Origin of the sequence: Paucibacter sp. KBW04 (assembly GCF_003852425.1) — a bacterium.
GTDB lineage: Bacteria > Pseudomonadota > Gammaproteobacteria > Burkholderiales > Burkholderiaceae_C > Paucibacter_A.
Genome location: NZ_QAJN01000011.1, coordinates 35,004 through 53,041, shown reverse-complemented (window position 1 = coordinate 53,041; position 18,038 = coordinate 35,004). Strand labels below are relative to the sequence as shown.

The following is an 18,038-nucleotide window of genomic DNA, read 5'->3' as shown; positions in this document are numbered from 1 at the left end:
TTGTGCGGGCTTTTTTACTTCCAGAAAGGTAGCCCATGAGCGACATCGACCCCGTCAAGTTCGGAGCGCTTATCGCTCAAGTAGAGAACCTTGAAGACCAAGTTACATCGCTTCAAAACGATGTGAAAACCCTTCTTGAGTTGGCCAACAAGAGCAAGGGCGGCCTGTGGGCCGGGATGGCGATCGCATCCGGCTTGGGTGCGTTCGCCAATTACGTGATCAGCCACATCAAGTTCAACTAACCGAGGAATCCCATGAAATTGACACTCCCCCCCGGTCTGGATTGGCCAATCGACCAAGATGGCGTCCTGTTGATCGCAAACGACGAACAGGGACCCAATGGCGGCCCAGCGCTGACTGCCTACCGCTGCCCGGCCGGCGTCTGGACCATTGGCTTCGGCGAGACGGAGAACGTCCACCCGGGTGATACCTGCACTGTTGAGCAGGCCTGGCAGTGGCTGCGCGAAGATCTGACCGAGCGCGCCGAAAAAGTCAAAGCCATGTGCACAATCGAGCCTGCGCCTTCTGAGCTCGCTGCCATGGTCAGCCTGGCCTACAACATCGGCTTGCGCGACGACAAAAAGAAATCGGGCCTGTTCTATAGCTCGATCCTCAAGGCCCACAACCGCGGCGATGCAAACGCGGCGGCCCAGGCCTTCACGCTCTACGACAAGGCTACGGTAAACGGCGCGCTTGTGGTGTTGAATGGGCTCAAGGCGCGCAGGCTGCAAGAGGCTGCGCTCTACCTGCGAGACGCGCCCGCGTCGGCAGTCACGACGCCCCAGGAAGTCGCCCCGGCGCCTGCTCTGGCATCAAGCCCGACGACTCAGGCCGCCGCCGCTTTGACGCTGACCGGAGCAATGGGCGCAGTGAGCCAAGCGGGCGATCAGGTGCAGAGCGTCAAAACAACGCTGACCACGGTCAAGGAAATCACCGTCGAAACCTTCGGCGTGCCGCCCTCGGCCGCGTTGCCTGTCGTGATGGTCTTGGCCGGCGGCGTCATCTTGTGGCGCAGGTTCCGCCAACGGGCCCAGGGGCAAGCGTGATCGCCGCCGCCCTGGCCATCGCCCGGCGCCTGGCCGGCGCTCTGCCGCCCTGGGCTTGGCTGCTGCTGGCGGCCCTGGCCTGGGGCGGCTGGCAACGTCACGAGGCCAAGCACGCCCAGGCCGTCTATGCCAAGGCCCAGGCCCAAGCCGCGGCTGAGCGCGAGACGGCCTTGCAAGCGTCCATCACCGAAACCGCGCGCCGCTTGGACGCGCAAAAGGAGATCACCCATGCCGCCGATCAAGCCGCCAGCCAAGCCCAGGCTGATGCTCTCGCTGCTGCCGCTGCTGCTCGCAGCCTGCGCGCCCGTGTCGCCGCTATCCAAGCCCGCGCCGCCGCCAGCAATCCCGCCTCTGCTCTCAATTGCGCGCCAGCCGAAGCCCGGGCCCGAGTGTTCGCCGAGCTGTTTGAGCGCGCTGACGAAAGAGCGGGAAAGCTGGGGCAGATTGCTGATGACCGTGGAGCCGCCGGCCAATCCTGCCAGCGCTCCTATGACTCGCTGACCCCGCCATGATCAACCACTACTACCTGGCGGGCGCCAGCTTGACCCAGGTGGTGGAGGAATCCGCGCCGTCTGTGGGCTCTGAGGTCTGCATTGACGGGGTGTATTACCGGGTCGTGCGCTCGATCCGGCACATCAGCATGATCCCGCCTTGGCGAACAAACGTGCATTTGGAGGTGAGCGGGGCCGTCGAATAGACGCAAAAAAGCCACCTCAAGGGTGGCTATTTGCGGAACGTCACGCGGAAAATTTGCGGAACATTTTCAGCGGCTGGCATCTTATCAAGCGCTAAGTTATTGATTTAACTTGGTGCCCGAGGCCGGACTCGAACCGGCACACCTTGCGGCGGGGGATTTTGAGTCCCCTGCGTCTACCGATTCCGCCACCCGGGCCATCTCGATAAGAAGCATCGCTGCTGAAGCCCACGATTATGCCATGCTTTTTTGCTCTGGCAAAGAAGTTTGTGTTTTTGACTGCCACAATGTTCGCTATGAGCAAGAACAACAGCACCCCCCAGTACCTCACTCTGGAAGATGTGATCGGCAATACGCCGCTGGTCCGTCTACAACGCCTGGTCAGCGCCGAGATTGCCGCGCGTGGCAATGTGGTCTTGGCCAAACTGGAAGGCAATAATCCGGCCGGTTCGGTGAAGGACCGCCCCGCCATCAGCATGATCCGACGGGCCGAGGAGCGCGGTGAGATCAAGCCCGGTGACACCTTGATCGAAGCCACCTCGGGCAATACCGGCATCGCCCTGGCCATGGCTGCGGCCATTCGCGGCTATCGCATGGTTTTGATCATGCCCGAGGACCTCTCCATCGAGCGCGCCCAAACCATGAAGGCCTTCGGGGCCGAGCTGATCTTGACGCCACGCTCGGGCGGTATGGAGTACGCCCGCGACTTGGCCGAGCAGATGCAGCGAGATGGCAAGGGCCGGGTGCTGGATCAGTTTGCTAATGCCGACAATCCACGCATTCATTACGAGACTACCGGCCCCGAGCTGTGGCGCGACACCGGCGGCCAGATCACCCACTTCGTCAGCGCCATGGGCACGACCGGCACCATCACCGGCACCTCGCGTTTTCTGAAGGAACAAAACCCGGCCGTGCGCATCATCGGCGCCCAGCCTTCGGAGGGTTCGCGCATCCCCGGCATTCGCAAATGGCCGGAAGCATATCTGCCCAAGATTTACAGCCCTCAGGCGGTGGATGAGCTGGTCCTGGTCAGCCAGGCCGACGCCGAAGACATGGCGCGCCAGCTGGCCCGTGACGAGGGTTTGTTTGCCGGTATCTCGGCGGCCGGCGCTTGCTGGGTGGCTTTGCAGCTGGCCCGCACGGTGGAGAACGCGACGATTGTGTTCGTGGTTTGCGACCGTGGGGACCGTTATCTCTCCACCGGCGTCTTTCCCGCCTGAGCCATGAGTGCGGATCAGCCGGTCTATCGCTTTTGCCCGCAATGCGCGGCCGACTTGGCTTGGCTGACGCAAGAGGAGGATGGTGGCCCCAAGTCGCGCCTGCGCTGTCCTCGTTGTGACTTCACCCACTGGAACAACCCCACCCCGGTGCTGGCGGCGGTGATTGAATGCGTGGACCGCGAGGGTCAGGTCTTGCTGGCCCGCAACGCTGCCTGGCCGGGACGATTCTTCGGCCTTATCACCGGCTTTATGGAGGCAGGCGAGACGCCGGAAGACGGCATTCGACGCGAGATCGCCGAGGAGACTTCGCTGCAGGTCGAGGCCTTGCAACTCTTGGGTGTATGGGATTTTCAGCGCAAGAATCAGCTCATCATTGCCTACCATGCGCGGGCGCGCGGCGAGATTGTCCTGTCGCCGGAGTTGGCCGAGTACAAGCTGATCCCGCCTGAGCAAGTGCGCTGCTGGCCGCAGGGCACGGGCCAAGCACTGGCCACTTGGCTGCGTTCGCGTGGGATTGAGCCGCAATGGCTGGATCCCGTTTAATTCAGTGATGTGTCAGCCCTAAAATCGACGCTCAAAGGAATCCCATGAACGTCCATAAAGAACTCGATACCCGCGGTCTGAACTGCCCCTTGCCCATTCTGAAGGCCAAGAAGGCCTTGGCCGAAATGGAAAGTGGTCAGCTCTTGAAGGTGGTTTCTACCGACCCCGGTTCCCTGCGCGACTTCAAGGCTTTTGCTCGCCAGACGGGCAATGAGTTGATGGAGCAAAGCAGCCAGGCGGATGAATTCATCCATGTGCTCAAGCGCCGTTGAGTCCACGTCACTGTCGAAAAAAAGGCCGTCAGATGACGGCCTTTTTCGCTTGGGCTTGAATTATATTTCCAGGCCGCGCAAGAACTCCCGGAAGCCCGCGCCGAGTTGCGGATGCGCCAGGGCCAATTCCACATTGGCTTGCAAAAAGCCTTCCTTGCTGCCGCAGTCATAGCGCTTGCCGTCATAGCGATAGGCGAACACCTTTTCGCGGCGCAGCAGGCCGGCGATGCCATCGGTCAGCTGGATTTCACCACCGACGCCGCGCGGTTGGCTGGCGATTTCGTGGAAGACGCCAGGCGTCAGGATGTAGCGGCCGGCCACGGCCAGGCGCGAGGGCGCAGACTCGGGCGAGGGTTTCTCGACGATGCGGCTGACATCCATCAGTTTGTCGTTGACCTGGGTGCCGGCCACGATGCCGTAGCGCCGGGTCTGTTCGACCGGCACTTCTTGCACGGCCAGGATGGAGGCACGCCATTCGGCGAATTGCTCCACCATCTGTGCAAGTACCGGCGGCTGACCCACCATCAAGTCATCGGCCAGGAGCACAGCAAAAGGCTCATTGCCCACCAGGCGTTGAGCGCAGAGCACGGCATGGCCCAGACCTAGAGCCTGAGCCTGGCGGACGTAGACGCATTCCATATCATCGGGCTTCACGCTGCGCACGACTTCGAGCAATTCTTCCTTGCCGGCCTGTTCCAGTGCGACTTCGAGCTCGAAAGTCATGTCAAAGTGATCTTCGATCGGGCGCTTGTGGCGGCCGGTCACGAAAATCATCTCCCGCACGCCGGCGGCATAGGCCTCTTCCACGGCGTACTGGATCAGGGGCTTGTCCACCACGGGAAGCATTTCTTTGGGCTGGGCCTTGGTGGCTGGCAGAAAGCGTGTGCCCAGGCCGGCCACGGGGAAGATGGCTTTTGTGACGCCCGATGTGGCTGCTGCTTTGATGGACATAACCGTACACTCTCCCTTTGAATTCAAGACAGATGCCATTGTTGCACGCGAGTATTAGGCGCCAGGCGGATTACAACACTGTGGACCGGACATGAGTTTGCTGATTCTTGAGCCGCTGGAAGCCGATGTGATGCAGTGGCTGTCGGAGCGGCAGAACCTGCGTTTCGCCCCCGAGTTGGCGGCTCAGCCTGCGCTGTTTCGCGAGGCCTTGCAGCAAACCCGCGCCTTGATCCTGCCGCCCAGCGTGGCGGTGGATGTGGGCTTGTTGCGCGCCGCGCCGCGCCTGCGGGTGCTCGGTCGCATGAGCGCAGGCGGCGAGAACATTGATCTGGAAGCTTGCCAAGCCGCCCAGGTGGAGGTGATACGCAGTGCAGCGGCCACCGGCAATGCCGAGGCCGAGTTTGTGGTTGGCGCCTTGCTGTCCTTGTTGCGCCGGGTGCCGGTGCAATCCAGTGACGGCATGTGGGTCGGGCGTGAACTCGGGTGCTCCACCGTGGGTCTGATCGGCATGACACCGGCGGCGCGCGTCTTGGCTCAGCTGCTGCCCATCTTCGGTACCCGGGTGGTGGGCTATGACCCCAGCCTGCATCAGAGCGACCCCTTGTGGGCGCAATGGGGTATCGAGCCCTTGGCCCTGCGTGAACTGATGGAGCAAAGCGATGGCGTGAGCGTGCAGCTGGCTTACTTCCCTCGTTACCGAGGCCTGATCGGCGAGCGGGTGCTGGGTTTCTCGAAGCCGGGTCAAGTGCTGGTGAGCATCGCCCATGCGGCTTTGTTGGACGATGTCGCCCTGGCCGAAGCCCTGCATTCGGGGCGGCTGCTGGCCGCCTGGTTGGACAGCCTGGAGCCCGGCATGCAGGACCCTGGCCGCCCCCTGCACGGCCTGGCCGCCTTGCAGGTCACGCCCCGCCTGGCCGGGACCACCCGCGAGTCGCGGGCACGCGCGGCCTGGGGCGTGGCCAAGCGTATCGACGAGTTGCTGGCTGAATCGCCTGAGCCCGCGAACGAGCCCAGGGCGGGCGTGCTCAGCCCGCCAGACGGGCCGACTGGTCCTTCAGCCTTGCGACGGTGGCGGTGAATTCGGTAATGCGCTGACGTTCCTGCGCCACCACGGCCGCCGGCGCACGCGCCACAAAACCTTCGTTGCTCAGCTTGGCCTCGGCCTTGACGATCTCACCTTCCAGGCGGGCGATCTCCTTGGCCAAGCGCGCCGTTTCGGCCGCGACATCGATCTCCACATGCAGGGCCAGGCGGGCATCGCCGTGCACCAGCACCGGCGAGGTCTGGCTGGCGGCGTTGAAGGCAGCCTCGTCATTGATGATCTTGACCTCGCTGAGCTTGGCCAGCACCTTCAAAAACGGCGCGGCTTCGCTCAGGAAGCGGGTGTCGCCACCCACCAGCAAGGGCACGCGCTCGGAGGCGGAAAGGTTCATCTCGCTGCGCAGGCTGCGGCAGGTGCCCACCACGGTCTTGAGCGAGGCCACCCAGGCATCGGCCACCGGGTCAATGCGTTCCGGCTGAGCTTGCGGGTAGGCGGCGGTGACAATGAAGCCCTCCACATCCGCGGCCTTGCGGCCGGCCACCGGGGCCACGGTCTGCCACAGCTCTTCGGTGATGAAGGGGGCGATGGGGTGCAGCAGGCGCAGCACGGTCTCCAGCACGCGGATCAGGGTACGGCGGGTGGCGCGCTGCTGGGTTTCGTCGCCCTGAGCGATCTGTACCTTGGCGATTTCTAAGTACCAGTCGCAGTACTCGTCCCAGACGAAGGAGTAGGCCGCATTGGCGACATTGTCGAGGCGGTACTCGGCAAAACCTTGGGCGACGGCCGCTTCCACACGCTGCAACTCGCTCGTGATCCAGCGGTCGGCTTGGCTGAAGTTCAGGTAGCCGTGGGCCGAGCCGCCGGGCGCGCATTGCTCCTTCGTGTGCTCCATCAGCCCGCAGTCCTGGCCCTCGGTATTCATCAGCACAAAGCGGGTGGCGTTCCACAGCTTGTTGCAGAAGTTGCGATAGCCCTCGCAGCGCTTGGTGTCGAAATTGATGTTGCGGCCCAGCGTGGCATAGCTGGCCATGGTGAAACGCAGGGCGTCCGCACCGTAGGCGGGCATGCCTTCGGGGAACTCCTTCTTCACTCGTGCGGCCACCTTGGGCGCCGTCTCGGGACGGCGCAGGCCGGCGGTGGACTTAGCCACCAAGGTGTCCAGGTTCACGCCCTCGATCAGGTCCACCGGGTCCAATACATTGCCCTCGCTCTTGCTCATCTTCTGGCCTTGCGAGTCGCGCACCAGGCCATGGATGTACACATGCTTGAAGGGCACTTTGCCGACAAAGTGCTTGCTCATCATGATCATCCGGGCGACCCAGAAGAAGATGATGTCGTAACCCGTCACCAGCACGGAGGAGGGCAGGAAGAGGTCCTGCTCCAGCGTCTTCTCGGGCCAGCCCAGGGTGGAGAAGGGCACGAGGGCGGAGGAATACCAGGTGTCCAGCACGTCCTCGTCGCGGGTCAAGTCACCGCTATAGCCGGCGGCCGTGGCCTTGGCGCGGGCCTCGGCCTCGTCGCGGGCGACGAAGAGCTGGCCGTCCACGCCGTACCAGGCGGGGATTTGATGGCCCCACCAGAGCTGGCGCGAGATACACCAGTCCTGGATATTGCCCATCCAGTGGTTGTAGGTGTTGATCCACTGATCGGGGTAGAACTTGACCTCGCCGCTGGCCACGGCATCGATGGCGCCTTGGGCGATGCTGCTGCCTCCTCTGCCCGGCTTGTTCATGGCCATAAACCACTGGTCGGTCAGCATGGGCTCGATGATTTGGCCGGTGCGCTCGCAGCGCGGCACCATCAGCTTGTGCTTTTTGACCTCGACCAAGAAGCCTTGGGTTTCCAGATCGGCCACGATCTTTTTGCGGGCCACAAAGCGGTCCAGGCCGCGATAAGCCTCGGGCGCCTTGTCATTGATCTTGGCGTCCAGGGTCAGCACGCCGATCATTGGCAAGTTATGGCGCTGACCAACGGCATAGTCATTGGTGTCATGCGCGGGCGTGACCTTGACCACGCCGGTACCGAAGGCGCGGTCCACATAGTCGTCGGCGATGACGGGAATGGTCCGGTCGCACAAGGGCAGGGTGACTTGTTTGCCGATCAGTGCGATATAGCGCTCGTCTTCCGGGTGCACCATCACGGCCACGTCGCCCAGCATGGTCTCGGGGCGGGTGGTGGCCACCACCAACTCGCCCGAACCGTCGGCCAGGGGGTAGCGGATATGCCAGAGGAAGCCGTCTTCCTCTTCGCTATTCACCTCCAGATCGGAGACGGCGGACTTGAGCACCGGGTCCCAATTGACCAGGCGGTTGCCGCGGTAGATCAGGCCCTCGTCAAAGAGCTGGACGAAGGTCTCGGTCACCACCTTGGACAATTTCTCGTCCATGGTGAAGTACTCATGATCCCAGCTCACCGAGTCGCCCAGGCGTCGCATCTGGCCGGTGATGGTGTTGCCCGACTCTTCCTTCCACTCCCAGATGCGGGCGACGAAGTTCTTGCGGCCCAGATCATGCCGGGTCTTGGCGCCTTCGGCCCCCTTGTCGGCCAATTGGCGCTCCACCACGATCTGGGTGGCGATGCCGGCGTGGTCGGTGCCGGGCACCCATAGCGTGTTGTGGCCCAGCATGCGGTGGTAGCGCGTCAACGAGTCCATGATGGTCTGGTTGAAGGCATGGCCCATATGCAGGGTGCCGGTCACATTGGGCGGCGGCAGCTGGATGGAGAAGGACTCGCGCGCCGGGTCCAGCGTGGGCTTGTACAGGCCCTTGGCTTCCCACAAAGGGCCCCAATGGGCTTCCAGGGCGGCGGGCTCAAACGATTTGGCGAGTTCAGTCATAAGGGCTTGAAGCGGCCTGGGCCGCGTGGGTGAAGCTTAGGGCTATAGATCCCGAGATTGTAGGTGGGCGCCAGCCCGCAGCCGCCACAGCGGCTGCAGGCTGCTTGAGCAGGCTCGATACAAAACGAAACGCAGCGATACCGCGGTGAAAACACATGCCAGGCCATGCGCCGGAGACTGCAATCCTCATCAACGCAAGACGGAGTCTCTCCTCATGAAGTTCTACCAAAAACGTTTCTTCAAGCGCGGCTTGCTGGCTTTGACCGGTGTGGGCCTGATTGCTTTTGGCGCATCGGCCTTCGCGCATCGCATGGGCTCCTGCCGACACGGCGGCGACGCCACCGAATGCCGAGCCCAGATCGTCGCCAAGGTGGGCGCCAAACTGGATCTGGACGCAAATCAAAAACAGCAGCTGGACAAACTGGCCCAGACCCTGCAATCCCAGCGCGAGACCATGATGGGCGCCAAGGGTGAATCTCGTCAGGCGCTGCAGGCTTTGGTGGCCGGCCCCAAGTTTGACCAGGCGGCGGCTCAAGCCCTGTTGGACAGCAAGACGGCGGCCGTGCACGAGAAGGGGCCGGCCCTGATCGCCGCGATGGCGGGCTTTTATGACTCGCTGCGGCCCGAGCAGCAGGAGAAGCTGCGCGGCTTCATGAACCGTCACCATGGTCATGCTTGAGCGCGGGCGGGGCACAATGAATCAAGTTCCTCGCCACTGAACCGTCATGCCCCATCTGCTCCTGATCGACGACGACCAAGCCCTGGGCCCGCCCCTGGCCCAGTATCTGGCGCGCTTTGACTTCAGCCTGGAGCAGGCGCTCAAACCCAGCCTGGGCCTGCAACGCTTGCAGACCCAGGGTTTTGACGCGCTGATCTTGGATGGCATGCTGCCCGAGATGGACGGCTTTGAGCTGTGCAAGCGCATACGTGCAAGCGACGGGGTGTTTCGCAACATCCCCATCCTGATGCTGACGGCCCGTGGTGATCTGACCGACAAGGTGGTGGGGCTGGAACTGGGGGCGGACGACTATCTGGCCAAGCCTTTTGAGCCCCGCGAACTGGCGGCACGCTTGCAAACCATTTTGCGCCGGGCTGCGCCGGCCCCTCTGCCACAAGCCACGCAAGCTCCTGCCCATGTGCAGCGCTTTGAAGGCCTGGAAATCGACAGTCTGCGCCGCGAGGTGCGGCGTGGCGGCACGGTGCTGGAGCTGACCGGCACCGAGTTTGAGCTGCTGCTTTTGCTGGCGCGCGAGCCTGGCCGGGTCTTGCACCGGGACGAGATCCTCAACCAGCTGCGCGGCCAGGACGCCGATCTCTACACCCGTGCCGTCGACATTCTGGTCAGCCGCCTGCGCCGCAAGCTGGAGCCGCTGGACGCCATCAAGACTCTGCGCAATGTGGGTTACAGCTTTGCCCTGGCGGCCATGCCGACATGAAGACCAAGCGTCTGCGCCACCGGCTCGGCGCCCGCATGGTGCTGGTCTTTGTATTGCTGGCCGCGCTGAGCAGCCTGATCTTGGTTGGCGGCGTGCGTCAGCTGCTCGATCAGGGCTGGCGCAGCTGGGTCCAGCCCTTGATGAGCGACTATGTGGACCGGGTGGTGCAGGACCTGGGCTCGCCGCCCCAGATCGAGCGTGCCCGCGCGCTGACGCAGCGCCTGCCGCTGGAGGTGTCGATTCGCGGGCCGGTGGTGAACTGGAGTTCGCAGCAAGAGCGCGCCGAAGGGGCACCGCAAGCGCCCAAGTTCGACCCTTGGCAGAGCCGGCATAACGCCTGGGCCGAGCAGCTCAGTCGTCGCAGCGCCGACGGGCATGAGGTGCGCATCGGCCTTTCCCGCCTGGCCTGGAACCAGCATCCCAGCCGCAAGGCCTGGTGGATGTTGGCGGGGCTTTTGCTGGTGACGGCCCTGGCTTACGCCAGCGTGCGCTGGATGCTGCGCCCCTTGCAAGCCATGGCCCAGGGCGCGGAGGCCTTTGGACGCGGCGAGTTTGACCATCGCATACCGATACGACAGGGCCTGAAGGGCCCGCGCCATCTCGACGAATTGGGCGATCTGGCCCTGCGCTTCAATCAGATGGCGGCCGATATCCAGCAGATGCTGGACGGCAAGCGCGCCTTGCTCTTGGCCATCAGCCACGAGTTGCGCAGCCCCCTGACTCGGGCGCGCTTGAACGCCGAGCTGGTGGAGCCCGGCCAGGCCCAGCAGGCCATGCTGCACGACCTGGGCCTGATGGCCGAGCTGATCAATGATTTGCTGGAAAGCGAGCGCCTGGGTGCCGGACACAAGGCCTTGCAACTGCAGGCGGTGAATCTGAACGCCCTGGCGCGCGAGGCGGTGGGGCGCCAATCCACCGCGGTGGAGCTGGATTTGGCCAAGGAATTGCCGCTGCTTCAGCTGGACCCTATGCGCATTCAGTTGCTGCTGCGCAATTTGCTGGACAACGCCGCCCGTCATCACCGGCCCGAGCTGGGGCCTGTGCAGCTCAGCACTCGAATCAGTGCGCAAGGCATTGAGTTGCGGCTGCGTGACCAGGGGCCGGGCGTAGCGCCCGAGCTTTTGTCTCAGCTGGGCCAGCCTTTTTACCGCACCGACGCGGCCCGCAGCCGCAGCGAGGGCGGAGCCGGCCTGGGCCTGAGCCTGTGCCGCTTGATCGCCCTGGCCCATGGCGGGCAGCTGAGTTTTGCCAATGCGGAGCCTGGCTTGGCAGTGAGCCTGGTTTTGCCTACGAGCTTCACGCCGATTCAGTAGGCCTGAGTCGCCGTGCTATACGCTGTTTCTGAGAAGCCCCGCCCGGCCCAAGGCCATTTCTGCGGGTGTTACCTTGCGTCGCCTCTGTTTAGTCCTAGCGAAAGGTCTTGTCTATGTTGTTCAGCTCCTTGCAAGCCGGTGCCCTGAATCTGCCCAACCGCCTCTTGATGGCGCCGCTGACCCGCACCCGGGCCGATGCCGGCCATATGCCCAATGCCTTGATGGCCGAGTACTACGCCCAGCGCGCCAGCGCCGGCCTCATCATCACCGAGTGCACCATGATTGCGCCCGGCACCTCGGCCTTCAACTCCGAACCCGGCATCTATTCCGCCGCCCAGATCGAGGCCTGGAAGCAGGTCACGGCCGCGGTGCACGCCAAGGGCGGCCGCATCTTCATGCAGATCTGGCACGCCGGCCGCGCGGCCCACCCCGCCATGAACGAGGGTGCAGAGAACGTTTCCGCCAGCGCCATCGCCATCGAGGGTGAGGTCCACACCCCCCAGGGCAAGCTGCCAAACGCCTTGCCGCGCGCCCTGCGCTTGGACGAGATCCCCGCCCTGGTGGCCGCCTATGCCCAAGCCGCCCGCAACGCCATCGCTGCCGGTTTTGATGGCGTGGAAGTGCATGGCGCCAACGGCTATCTGATCGACCAGTTCCTGCGCGATGGCGCCAACAAGCGCACCGACGCCTACGGCGGCTCGCTGGAGAACCGCGCTCGCTTCCTCTTTGAGGTCTTGGAGGCCGTGACCGCCGCCATCGGCAGCGACCGTGTGGGCCTGCGCCTCTCGCCCTTGAATAGCTACAACAGCATGGTGGACAGCGACCCGGTGGGCTTGATCAGTTACCTGGCCGAGCAGCTGAACCGCTTCAAGCTCGCCTATCTGCATGTGATGCGCGCCGACTTCTTCCAGGCCCAGAGCGGTGATGTGATGACGCCGGCCCGTGCCCACTACAAGGGTTTGCTGATTGGCAATATGGGCTATGGATTTGAAGAGTCGCAACAGGCTCTGGCGGCGGGCAAGCTGGACGCCGTCGCCTTCGGCACCGGCTTCCTGGCCAACCCCGATCTGCCGGCCCGCTTCAAGTCCGGCGCGGCGCTCAATGCGCCGGACCCCAGCACCTTCTACACGCCGGGCGCCAAGGGCTATACGGACTACCCGACGCTGTAAATCGCGGGTGCTTGCTGCTGCAAGAAACCGGGTAGCGCGGCCTCGGCCGCCTGCCGGCCCAGGGCGATCAGCTCCGGCATGGCACTGGTCTCAAACAGGCCGATGCGGCGCGGCAGCTGGGGGAAGAGCGCCAGCATTTCCCCAGGCCCAAAGGCGTCCAGCCGGGCCTGCATCAGATTATTGCTAAGGGCCGCCGTCGTGCGCGTGGCAAGGCGCGAGGCGCGGTCCACGATGCGCGGCGCCGGCACCTGAAAACCCATGGCGACGACCTGCTTGGCCTCTTGGGCCAGGGCCACGGGCAGAGGGTCGGAGATGCTGCCGTCGATCAGCCATTGCTCGGCGATGCGCTTGGGCGAGAACAAGAAGGGCAGGGCGATGCTGGCCCGTAAGGCCTGAGCCAGCGGCCCGCGCTCCAGCACCACTCGCTCGCCCGTGTGCGCATCGGTGGCGTTGATGCGCAGGCGCAGGGGCAGCTCCTCGATGCGCAGGCCGCCGAAGACTTGGTCCAAGCGGTCGCAGATCAAATCGTCCTGGCGCATGGCAAAGCGCTGGCTGTTGAAGCCCATCAGGCGGGGCAGCAAAAGCTCCAGCGGTGCTCGCCAGCGTTTCTTGCTGGTGACCTCGCGAGACCACATCTGGGTGGCCAGCTGCATCGCCTCCTGGGTCTTCATCTCCAGGGCCAACAGGGCGCCAAAGATGGCGCCGGCGCTGCAGCCCACGATCAGGTCCGGCCACAAGCCTTGCTCGTGCAGCACCTCGGCCACGCCCAGGCCGGCGATGCTTTTGACACCGCCACTGCCCAGCACCAGGGCCAGCGCCGGCTTGGCGCAAGGCAGGGCTTGCTGCAAGCGCCGGTTCATCGCGTGCCCCAGATCGACATCAGGCTGCTGGGCTGCCAGCGGGTCAACCAGCTTGAGGGTGCGCCCGTCGATAGCGCCCCGGCTTTCGAACCCGTTTTGTTGATCGTGTCTTGGGGCCAGGGCAGTGGGGGGCTGAGGCTGAGCGAGCGCTCCACATGGACGAGCTGCGCGTCCTCGGTACATGGCGTGCAGATGAACTGGCAGCGCCGCATCAGGCCCAGCATGGCTGTGTTGTCGGCGATCACCTCGCCATGTAGCCAGTTCAGCGAATGCTCGCGTGCGGCCACCAGCAAGGCGCACATCGCGCGCAAGCCGATACCGCAGCCCTGCCAGTCGTCTCGCACGCTCAGGGCGAACTCGGCCGCGGCTTGGCCGTCCGGGCTGGCCGCGCCGTCGATGGCGTAGCGCGCCTCGGCGACGATCTCTTCGTCCAGCCTGCCACAGCGGTGGGTGACCACGAAGGCCAGGTGTTGCTGGTAGTCCAACTCCGTCATGCGGCTCAGCCATTGGGCGGACAAGTGTTTGATGCCGCCGTGGAAGCGTTCGTGGCGGGATTTGGCGCTCAGGCCGTCCACCATCTGCGCCAGGCCGGCCTGGTCTTGCGGCAGGATGGGACGCAGGGTCAGGCGCGCGCCTCGGTGTTTGTGAGCACAGTGCCAGACGTCTATCCATTCGGTGGGGTAGTGGTGGATCTGGTAGTGGGTGGGGCTGGCGGGGTTCATGGCTTGCTCTCCTGTGCTTGCAGCAAGGCCAAGCCCTGCTGCAAGAGAGGATCGAGAAGCCGGGGGCAAAGACGACAGTCAGGTGAAATTCACCTCGGGCTGCGCATCGAATCGAACAAAAAGATGCGCGCCTTCTCCCAGTCGCGCTGCACGGTGCGCTCCGACACGCCGCGCAGCGCGGCAATCTCGGCAAAGTTCAGGCCGCCGAAGAATTTCAGCTCCACGATGGCGGCCCAGTCCGGCTTGACGGCGGCCAGCGCTTCGATGGCCTCGTCCAGCTTGAGGGTGTCGTCCTCGGCCATGGCCTTGAGTTCGACCAAGCTGTCCAGCGGCACGAAATGGAACTCCCCGCCATGGCGTTGGCTACGGCGCTGGCGGATGTGATCGATGACGATGCCGCGCATCACTCTTGCCGCATAGCTGCACAGCTCCGCCTGGCTGCTGAAGTTGAGCGCGCGGGCGTCCATGCGCATCCAGGCTTCGTGCAAGAGCGTGGAGGGCCCCAGGCTCAGCGCCTCGTGGCGGAACAGCTCGCCGCGGGCGCGCCGACGCAGCTCGTGGTAAAGCTGCTCGAACCATTCGCGTTCATTGCCTGCGGGCGGCATAGGGGCTTGTTCGGCCAGGGCGCAGGGCTTGAGGGGGGGGGGACGGCTATCGGACATGGGCTTGACGCGTGCATCGCGGTGGAGTGCTCAGTATTGGTGAGGCCGCGACGGCAGACCAGCGGGATTGCACCGCATTCATCGGCGCCAAGGGTTGCCCCCCACGTTTGAGGTGCTGGGTTTGACGTTTTTGAGTGAGCGATTTCGATTCCCTCCTCAAGCCAACCGGAGAAGTCCCATGCCTCATGCCCTACGCAAGACCGTTTTGTTCGCCGCGATCCTGCAATTCTTGCCCGTCGCGGCCCAGGCGGGAGAAATCCGCTGGCAAGCGCAGGCGATTCCCAATCTGCCGAGTTTGGGCGACAGCCAGGCCCTCACAGTGACGGCGATCAATGATGCCGGCCAGGTGGTGGGCGGCGCGAAAACCGCAGACGGCCTCTACCACGCCTTCCTCTACAGCGGCGGCCAGATGCTCAGCGTTGGCGGGCCGGTGGCCGCAGGCTATGGCTCCATTGCGACCGGGATTTCCAATCCCCAAGGGCCTCTTGGCAGGGTCAATGTGGTGGGCACGGTGACGGGCAGCAACAATCTCGGTGCTCTAGGTTTTACCCAAAGCTTCAGAGGCAATACCGGCCAGCTCGGCACGGCGCAGCAATTTGCCATCCCTAACGGCACGGATTTGCAGGTCTCGGGCGTCAATCAGAGCGGGCAGCTGGTGGGCAGCGTGGCTGACTCGGCCGGAACTCAGCCCCAGGCATTTCTGCGCGGGGCCGACGGCCAGTTGGCGATGCTGCCCAGCCCGGTGAGTCGCCATGTGGCGGCGACCGCCATCAATGACGCTGGGCAAATTGCAGGCTATTACTACCGAAGCAGTGATTCGAGCTACCGTGCCGCGCTCTGGGACGGCGGGCAGTTTCGTGACCTGGGTTCACTGGGCGGCAATTCAGCCTATGCGGCTGCCTTGAATGGGCAGGGTACGGCGGTGGGCCAGTCCTTGATTGCTGATGGACAAAACCTCTGGCACGCATTCAAGTGGCGCGACGGGGCGATGACTCGCATCGCTGGCGTGCTGGATCAGGGCTTTGCCAGTGGCGCTAGCGGCATCAATGAGGGTGGGCAAACTGTGGGCTGGTTCACCCAAGGCAACCATCGTGGTAACCAAGCCTTTCTTCACTCCGATTCGGGCGGCGCGGTGGACTTGGGTGCCTACACAGTCGGCCTGCAGGCGGGAGAGCGGCCTGCTGGGGCCGTCGGCATCAATGCTTTGGGGCAGATAGTGGCCCAGAGCAGCAGCGGGCGGGCCTTGTTGCTCAGCCCCGAGGGCAGCTTGAGCTGGGCCCAATCAGCCGGCGGCAGCATCAGCGAAGCGGGTAATTGGGACAGTGGTCTGGGTTTCACCCCCAATCGCTTGCTGGACGTGGAGATTGTCTCCAGCAGTGCGCAAACGGTGTTTGTTGATCGCAGTTTTTCGGCCAAGAGCTTGCAGCTTGGCGGCGACTTGCCCGGCGGCAATGCTGCCATCAGCCTGCGTTTGAATGTCGGCCACGTGATCGACGCCGGCAGTGGCCTGGTGATCGGGCGCAGCGGCACGCTGAGCGGCGATGGCCGGGTGTTGGGCCAAGCGGGCGTGCTCAACCACGGCGCCGTGATGGCCAGATTTGACGGCGTCTTGGCGCTCGACGGCGGCCTGGACAATCGTGGCCTGATCACCGGCAATGGCCGCATCGAGGCCAATGTGATCAATCGCGGCGGCGGTGCCACCGGCATCCAGGTCGGGGCGGGGCAACACCTGACCCTGGCGGGCACAGCGCATTCAATGGCGGACGCCTCGCACGTCCGAATTCAAGACGGTGGCACCCTGGCCTTTGAGGGGCGGCTGATCAATCAGGGCGGTGCCACCGTGGAGATTCAGCGCGGTGTGCTGCAGGTGGACTACGGTGCCAATGCCATGCAAAACGGCGGCCACATTCTGGTGGGCAGTGGCAGGGCGGAGATTCTGGGCAATGTCTACAACAACGCGCGCGGGCTGATCCATGCCCAGGACGGCGCCGATTTGACGATTTGGGACGGCCTCGTCAACGACGGCGAAGTGCGGGTCAGCGGCGGCGCACGCATCGTCTACGCCGGTGCCGTCTCGGGCAAGGGCAGTTTCACCGGCCTGGAGGGCATGCATCGCTTTGAGGGCGGCTACTCGCCAGGCGCTTCGCCCGCCGAGGTGCAGATGGGCAATGTGCAGTTTGCCAGCCTGGTGACCATGGAGTTAGGTGGGCTGAGCCCTGGTAGCCAGCATGACCGCATCGTCTTCAGCAGCAGCGTGCTGTTTGAAGAAACAAGCTTTCTGCAGATCAATCTGGTCAATGGCTTCACGCCTCATGCAGGCGATCACTTTGCCCTGTTCAGCTATGCCCAGGCGCCGGTGGGCAGCTTTGAGGACTTCTATCTACCCAGTTTGACCGCGGGCCTGAGCTGGGATGTTTCGCAACTTCACAGCACAGGTGTGTTGTGGGTGAGCGGGGTGCCCGAGCCGCAGACCTGGACCCTGATGGGCCTGGGCTTGGCCTGCCTGTTTCGTCTGCGCCCAGGGCGCCAGTTCAACTGATCCATTGAGGAGTTCTCGATCATGAAAGTCAAACCTTCGATTCTTGCGGCCTGCTTTTTGGCGGCCAATCTCGCGCACGCATCCGGCGTGCCCGGTCAAGGCGACTGGGAGACCAGCCTGCTCGGCCGCGATCTGGATGGCAATCTGGCCAATGGCTTTGAGGCCTACTACGACAGCAGCCTGAACATCAGTTGGCTGGCGATGGCGCAGGCGCCGGCCGGTAATCTCAGCTGGGCAGCGGCCAAGTCATGGGCCGCAGGCCTCACGGTGGGTGGGGTGAGCGGCTGGCGCCTGCCTGGCCTGAGCGTCGGCGGCGATGGGGCGTGTCATTTCTCCACCAGCAGCTCGGACTGTGGCTACAACGTCAATGTGGCCAACTCCGAATTGGCCCATTTGTTCTACGTGACCCTGGGCAACCGCTCCACCGTCGCGCCCGGTGGTGGCCCACAGTCGGGCGGCGGCTTGACGAATACCGGCCCCTTCAGCGGCATGCTGGAAGGCGACTATTGGACCGGCAGCGCCTATGCGCCAGCCTTTGAGGACTTTGCCTGGTTCTTCAATACTGGGGCTGGCTTGCAAATGCAGACCCGCCAAACCTTCACCCTGGCCGCCTGGGCCGTTCACAGCGGCGATGTGGCCGCCGTGCCCGAGCCCCAAACCTGGGGCTTGATCTTGCTGGGCTTGGGCCTGTTGGCGGCGCGGCGAAGTTTCATCCGCAGTAGGGGGTAGACTT

19 protein-coding genes and 1 tRNA gene are annotated in these 18,038 nt (G+C 64.0%); 14 read left to right on the top strand and 6 right to left on the bottom strand.

What is annotated here, in order from left to right:
* The first annotated feature begins 35 nt into the window (after positions 1 to 35).
* From DBR47_RS14315 to DBR47_RS14300, 4 genes are read left to right on the top strand one after another with little or no spacing between them, the layout of a single operon-like run.
* Positions 36 to 242 (top strand): hypothetical protein, encoded by a 207-nt coding sequence (locus tag DBR47_RS14315; RefSeq protein WP_124451190.1) that lies wholly within the window; start codon positions 36 to 38, stop codon positions 240 to 242.
* Between the two features lie 12 nt (positions 243 to 254).
* Positions 255 to 1,046, top strand: coding sequence for a lysozyme (locus DBR47_RS14310; RefSeq protein WP_124451189.1), 792 nt, complete (start codon positions 255 to 257; stop codon positions 1,044 to 1,046).
* On the top strand, positions 1,043 to 1,558 hold the full coding sequence (locus DBR47_RS14305) for a DUF2514 family protein (protein ID WP_197047081.1): 516 nt from the start codon (positions 1,043 to 1,045) through the stop codon (positions 1,556 to 1,558). Before DBR47_RS14310 ends, DBR47_RS14305 begins: the two co-directional genes overlap by 4 nt.
* Entirely contained in the window at positions 1,555 to 1,743 is a 189-nt protein-coding gene (locus DBR47_RS14300) for a hypothetical protein (protein WP_124451185.1), read from the top strand. The genes DBR47_RS14305 and DBR47_RS14300 overlap by 4 nt, the downstream gene beginning before the upstream one ends.
* A gap of 110 nt (positions 1,744 to 1,853) precedes the next feature.
* Here DBR47_RS14300 and DBR47_RS14295 read toward each other — a convergent pair.
* Positions 1,854 to 1,938, bottom strand: a tRNA-Leu gene (locus DBR47_RS14295).
* 98 nt (positions 1,939 to 2,036) lie between these two features.
* Here DBR47_RS14295 and cysM point away from each other — a divergent pair.
* The 3 genes from cysM to DBR47_RS14280 are packed head-to-tail and all read left to right on the top strand — an operon-like array spanning position 2,037 to position 3,775.
* The gene (cysM, locus tag DBR47_RS14290; protein ID WP_124451183.1) at positions 2,037 to 2,960 is read left to right on the top strand and encodes a cysteine synthase CysM; all 924 of its coding nucleotides are present in this window, start codon (positions 2,037 to 2,039) and stop codon (positions 2,958 to 2,960) included.
* 3 nt (positions 2,961 to 2,963) lie between these two features.
* On the top strand, positions 2,964 to 3,503 hold the full coding sequence (locus DBR47_RS14285; RefSeq protein ID WP_124451181.1) for an NUDIX domain-containing protein: 540 nt from the start codon (positions 2,964 to 2,966) through the stop codon (positions 3,501 to 3,503).
* A gap of 44 nt (positions 3,504 to 3,547) precedes the next feature.
* The gene (locus DBR47_RS14280; RefSeq protein WP_124451179.1) at positions 3,548 to 3,775 is read left to right on the top strand and encodes a sulfurtransferase TusA family protein; all 228 of its coding nucleotides are present in this window, start codon (positions 3,548 to 3,550) and stop codon (positions 3,773 to 3,775) included.
* 60 nt (positions 3,776 to 3,835) lie between these two features.
* On the opposite strand, the gene galU is transcribed toward DBR47_RS14280, so the two are convergent.
* Complete coding sequence (galU, locus tag DBR47_RS14275; protein WP_124451177.1) at positions 3,836 to 4,726, bottom strand: UTP--glucose-1-phosphate uridylyltransferase GalU; 891 nt, start codon at positions 4,724 to 4,726, stop codon at positions 3,836 to 3,838.
* Between the two features lie 91 nt (positions 4,727 to 4,817).
* Between galU and DBR47_RS14270 the strand changes: the two genes are divergently transcribed.
* The gene (locus DBR47_RS14270) at positions 4,818 to 5,804 is read left to right on the top strand and encodes a D-isomer specific 2-hydroxyacid dehydrogenase family protein (RefSeq protein WP_124451175.1); all 987 of its coding nucleotides are present in this window, start codon (positions 4,818 to 4,820) and stop codon (positions 5,802 to 5,804) included.
* Here the strand turns inward: DBR47_RS14270 and DBR47_RS14265 are convergent.
* Positions 5,752 to 8,604, bottom strand: coding sequence for a valine--tRNA ligase (locus DBR47_RS14265; protein WP_124451173.1), 2,853 nt, complete (start codon positions 8,602 to 8,604; stop codon positions 5,752 to 5,754). The two genes, DBR47_RS14270 and DBR47_RS14265, sit on opposite strands and share 53 nt — an antisense overlap.
* Positions 8,605 to 8,818: 214 nt before the next feature.
* Between DBR47_RS14265 and DBR47_RS14260 the strand changes: the two genes are divergently transcribed.
* From DBR47_RS14260 to DBR47_RS14245, 4 genes are all read left to right on the top strand, one after another.
* On the top strand, positions 8,819 to 9,283 hold the full coding sequence (locus tag DBR47_RS14260) for a Spy/CpxP family protein refolding chaperone (protein WP_124451171.1): 465 nt from the start codon (positions 8,819 to 8,821) through the stop codon (positions 9,281 to 9,283).
* Positions 9,284 to 9,329: 46 nt separating this feature from the next.
* Positions 9,330 to 10,040: a response regulator transcription factor gene (locus DBR47_RS14255; RefSeq protein WP_124451169.1), complete on the top strand. Its 711-nt coding sequence runs from the start codon at positions 9,330 to 9,332 to the stop codon at positions 10,038 to 10,040.
* Complete coding sequence (locus DBR47_RS14250; protein ID WP_124451167.1) at positions 10,037 to 11,353, top strand: ATP-binding protein; 1,317 nt, start codon at positions 10,037 to 10,039, stop codon at positions 11,351 to 11,353. Before DBR47_RS14255 ends, DBR47_RS14250 begins: the two co-directional genes overlap by 4 nt.
* A 113-nt stretch (positions 11,354 to 11,466) precedes the next feature.
* Positions 11,467 to 12,522, top strand: coding sequence for an alkene reductase (locus tag DBR47_RS14245; protein WP_124451166.1), 1,056 nt, complete (start codon positions 11,467 to 11,469; stop codon positions 12,520 to 12,522).
* Here the strand turns inward: DBR47_RS14245 and DBR47_RS14240 are convergent.
* The 3 genes from DBR47_RS14240 to DBR47_RS14230 form a co-directional block, all read right to left on the bottom strand.
* Positions 12,507 to 13,382 carry a patatin-like phospholipase family protein gene (locus DBR47_RS14240; RefSeq protein ID WP_197047080.1) on the bottom strand — a complete coding sequence of 292 codons (876 nt, stop codon included), beginning with the start codon at positions 13,380 to 13,382 and terminating at the stop codon, positions 12,507 to 12,509. The genes DBR47_RS14245 and DBR47_RS14240 overlap by 16 nt on opposite strands.
* Entirely contained in the window at positions 13,379 to 14,104 is a 726-nt protein-coding gene (locus tag DBR47_RS14235; protein WP_124451162.1) for a GNAT family N-acetyltransferase, read from the bottom strand. Before DBR47_RS14235 ends, DBR47_RS14240 begins: the two co-directional genes overlap by 4 nt.
* 89 nt (positions 14,105 to 14,193) lie before the next feature.
* Positions 14,194 to 14,766 (bottom strand): ECF-type sigma factor, encoded by a 573-nt coding sequence (locus tag DBR47_RS14230; protein WP_124451160.1) that lies wholly within the window; start codon positions 14,764 to 14,766, stop codon positions 14,194 to 14,196.
* A gap of 178 nt (positions 14,767 to 14,944) precedes the next feature.
* On the opposite strand from DBR47_RS14230, the gene DBR47_RS14225 reads away from it, so the two are divergent.
* Together DBR47_RS14225 and DBR47_RS14220 are read left to right on the top strand one after the other, a co-directional pair.
* Positions 14,945 to 17,305 carry an HAF repeat-containing PEP-CTERM protein gene (locus DBR47_RS14225; RefSeq protein ID WP_124451157.1) on the top strand — a complete coding sequence of 787 codons (2,361 nt, stop codon included), beginning with the start codon at positions 14,945 to 14,947 and terminating at the stop codon, positions 17,303 to 17,305.
* A 21-nt stretch (positions 17,306 to 17,326) separates the two neighbouring features.
* Positions 17,327 to 18,034: a PEP-CTERM sorting domain-containing protein gene (locus tag DBR47_RS14220; RefSeq protein WP_124451155.1), complete on the top strand. Its 708-nt coding sequence runs from the start codon at positions 17,327 to 17,329 to the stop codon at positions 18,032 to 18,034.
* Positions 18,035 to 18,038: the final 4 nt, after the last annotated feature.

Bases quoted from the DNA above. Each gene is read 5' to 3' on its own strand.
- DBR47_RS14240 (WP_197047080.1), bottom strand. From the start codon at position 13,382: ATGAACCGGCGCTTGCAGCAAGCCCTGCCTTGCGCCAAGCCGGCGCTG.
- DBR47_RS14220 (WP_124451155.1), top strand. From the start codon at position 17,327: ATGAAAGTCAAACCTTCGATTCTTGCGGCCTGCTTTTTGGCGGCCAAT.
- DBR47_RS14300 (WP_124451185.1), top strand. From the start codon at position 1,555: ATGATCAACCACTACTACCTGGCGGGCGCCAGCTTGACCCAGGTGGTG.
- DBR47_RS14250 (WP_124451167.1), top strand. From the start codon at position 10,037: ATGAAGACCAAGCGTCTGCGCCACCGGCTCGGCGCCCGCATGGTGCTG.
- DBR47_RS14235 (WP_124451162.1), bottom strand. From the start codon at position 14,104: ATGAACCCCGCCAGCCCCACCCACTACCAGATCCACCACTACCCCACC.
- DBR47_RS14265 (WP_124451173.1), bottom strand. From the start codon at position 8,604: ATGACTGAACTCGCCAAATCGTTTGAGCCCGCCGCCCTGGAAGCCCAT.
- DBR47_RS14270 (WP_124451175.1), top strand. From the start codon at position 4,818: ATGAGTTTGCTGATTCTTGAGCCGCTGGAAGCCGATGTGATGCAGTGG.
- DBR47_RS14285 (WP_124451181.1), top strand. From the start codon at position 2,964: ATGAGTGCGGATCAGCCGGTCTATCGCTTTTGCCCGCAATGCGCGGCC.
- DBR47_RS14280 (WP_124451179.1), top strand. From the start codon at position 3,548: ATGAACGTCCATAAAGAACTCGATACCCGCGGTCTGAACTGCCCCTTG.
- galU (WP_124451177.1), bottom strand. From the start codon at position 4,726: ATGTCCATCAAAGCAGCAGCCACATCGGGCGTCACAAAAGCCATCTTC.
- DBR47_RS14230 (WP_124451160.1), bottom strand. From the start codon at position 14,766: ATGTCCGATAGCCGTCCCCCCCCCCTCAAGCCCTGCGCCCTGGCCGAA.
- DBR47_RS14225 (WP_124451157.1), top strand. From the start codon at position 14,945: ATGCCTCATGCCCTACGCAAGACCGTTTTGTTCGCCGCGATCCTGCAA.
- DBR47_RS14255 (WP_124451169.1), top strand. From the start codon at position 9,330: ATGCCCCATCTGCTCCTGATCGACGACGACCAAGCCCTGGGCCCGCCC.
- DBR47_RS14260 (WP_124451171.1), top strand. From the start codon at position 8,819: ATGAAGTTCTACCAAAAACGTTTCTTCAAGCGCGGCTTGCTGGCTTTG.
- DBR47_RS14310 (WP_124451189.1), top strand. From the start codon at position 255: ATGAAATTGACACTCCCCCCCGGTCTGGATTGGCCAATCGACCAAGAT.
- DBR47_RS14315 (WP_124451190.1), top strand. From the start codon at position 36: ATGAGCGACATCGACCCCGTCAAGTTCGGAGCGCTTATCGCTCAAGTA.
- cysM (WP_124451183.1), top strand. From the start codon at position 2,037: ATGAGCAAGAACAACAGCACCCCCCAGTACCTCACTCTGGAAGATGTG.
- DBR47_RS14245 (WP_124451166.1), top strand. From the start codon at position 11,467: ATGTTGTTCAGCTCCTTGCAAGCCGGTGCCCTGAATCTGCCCAACCGC.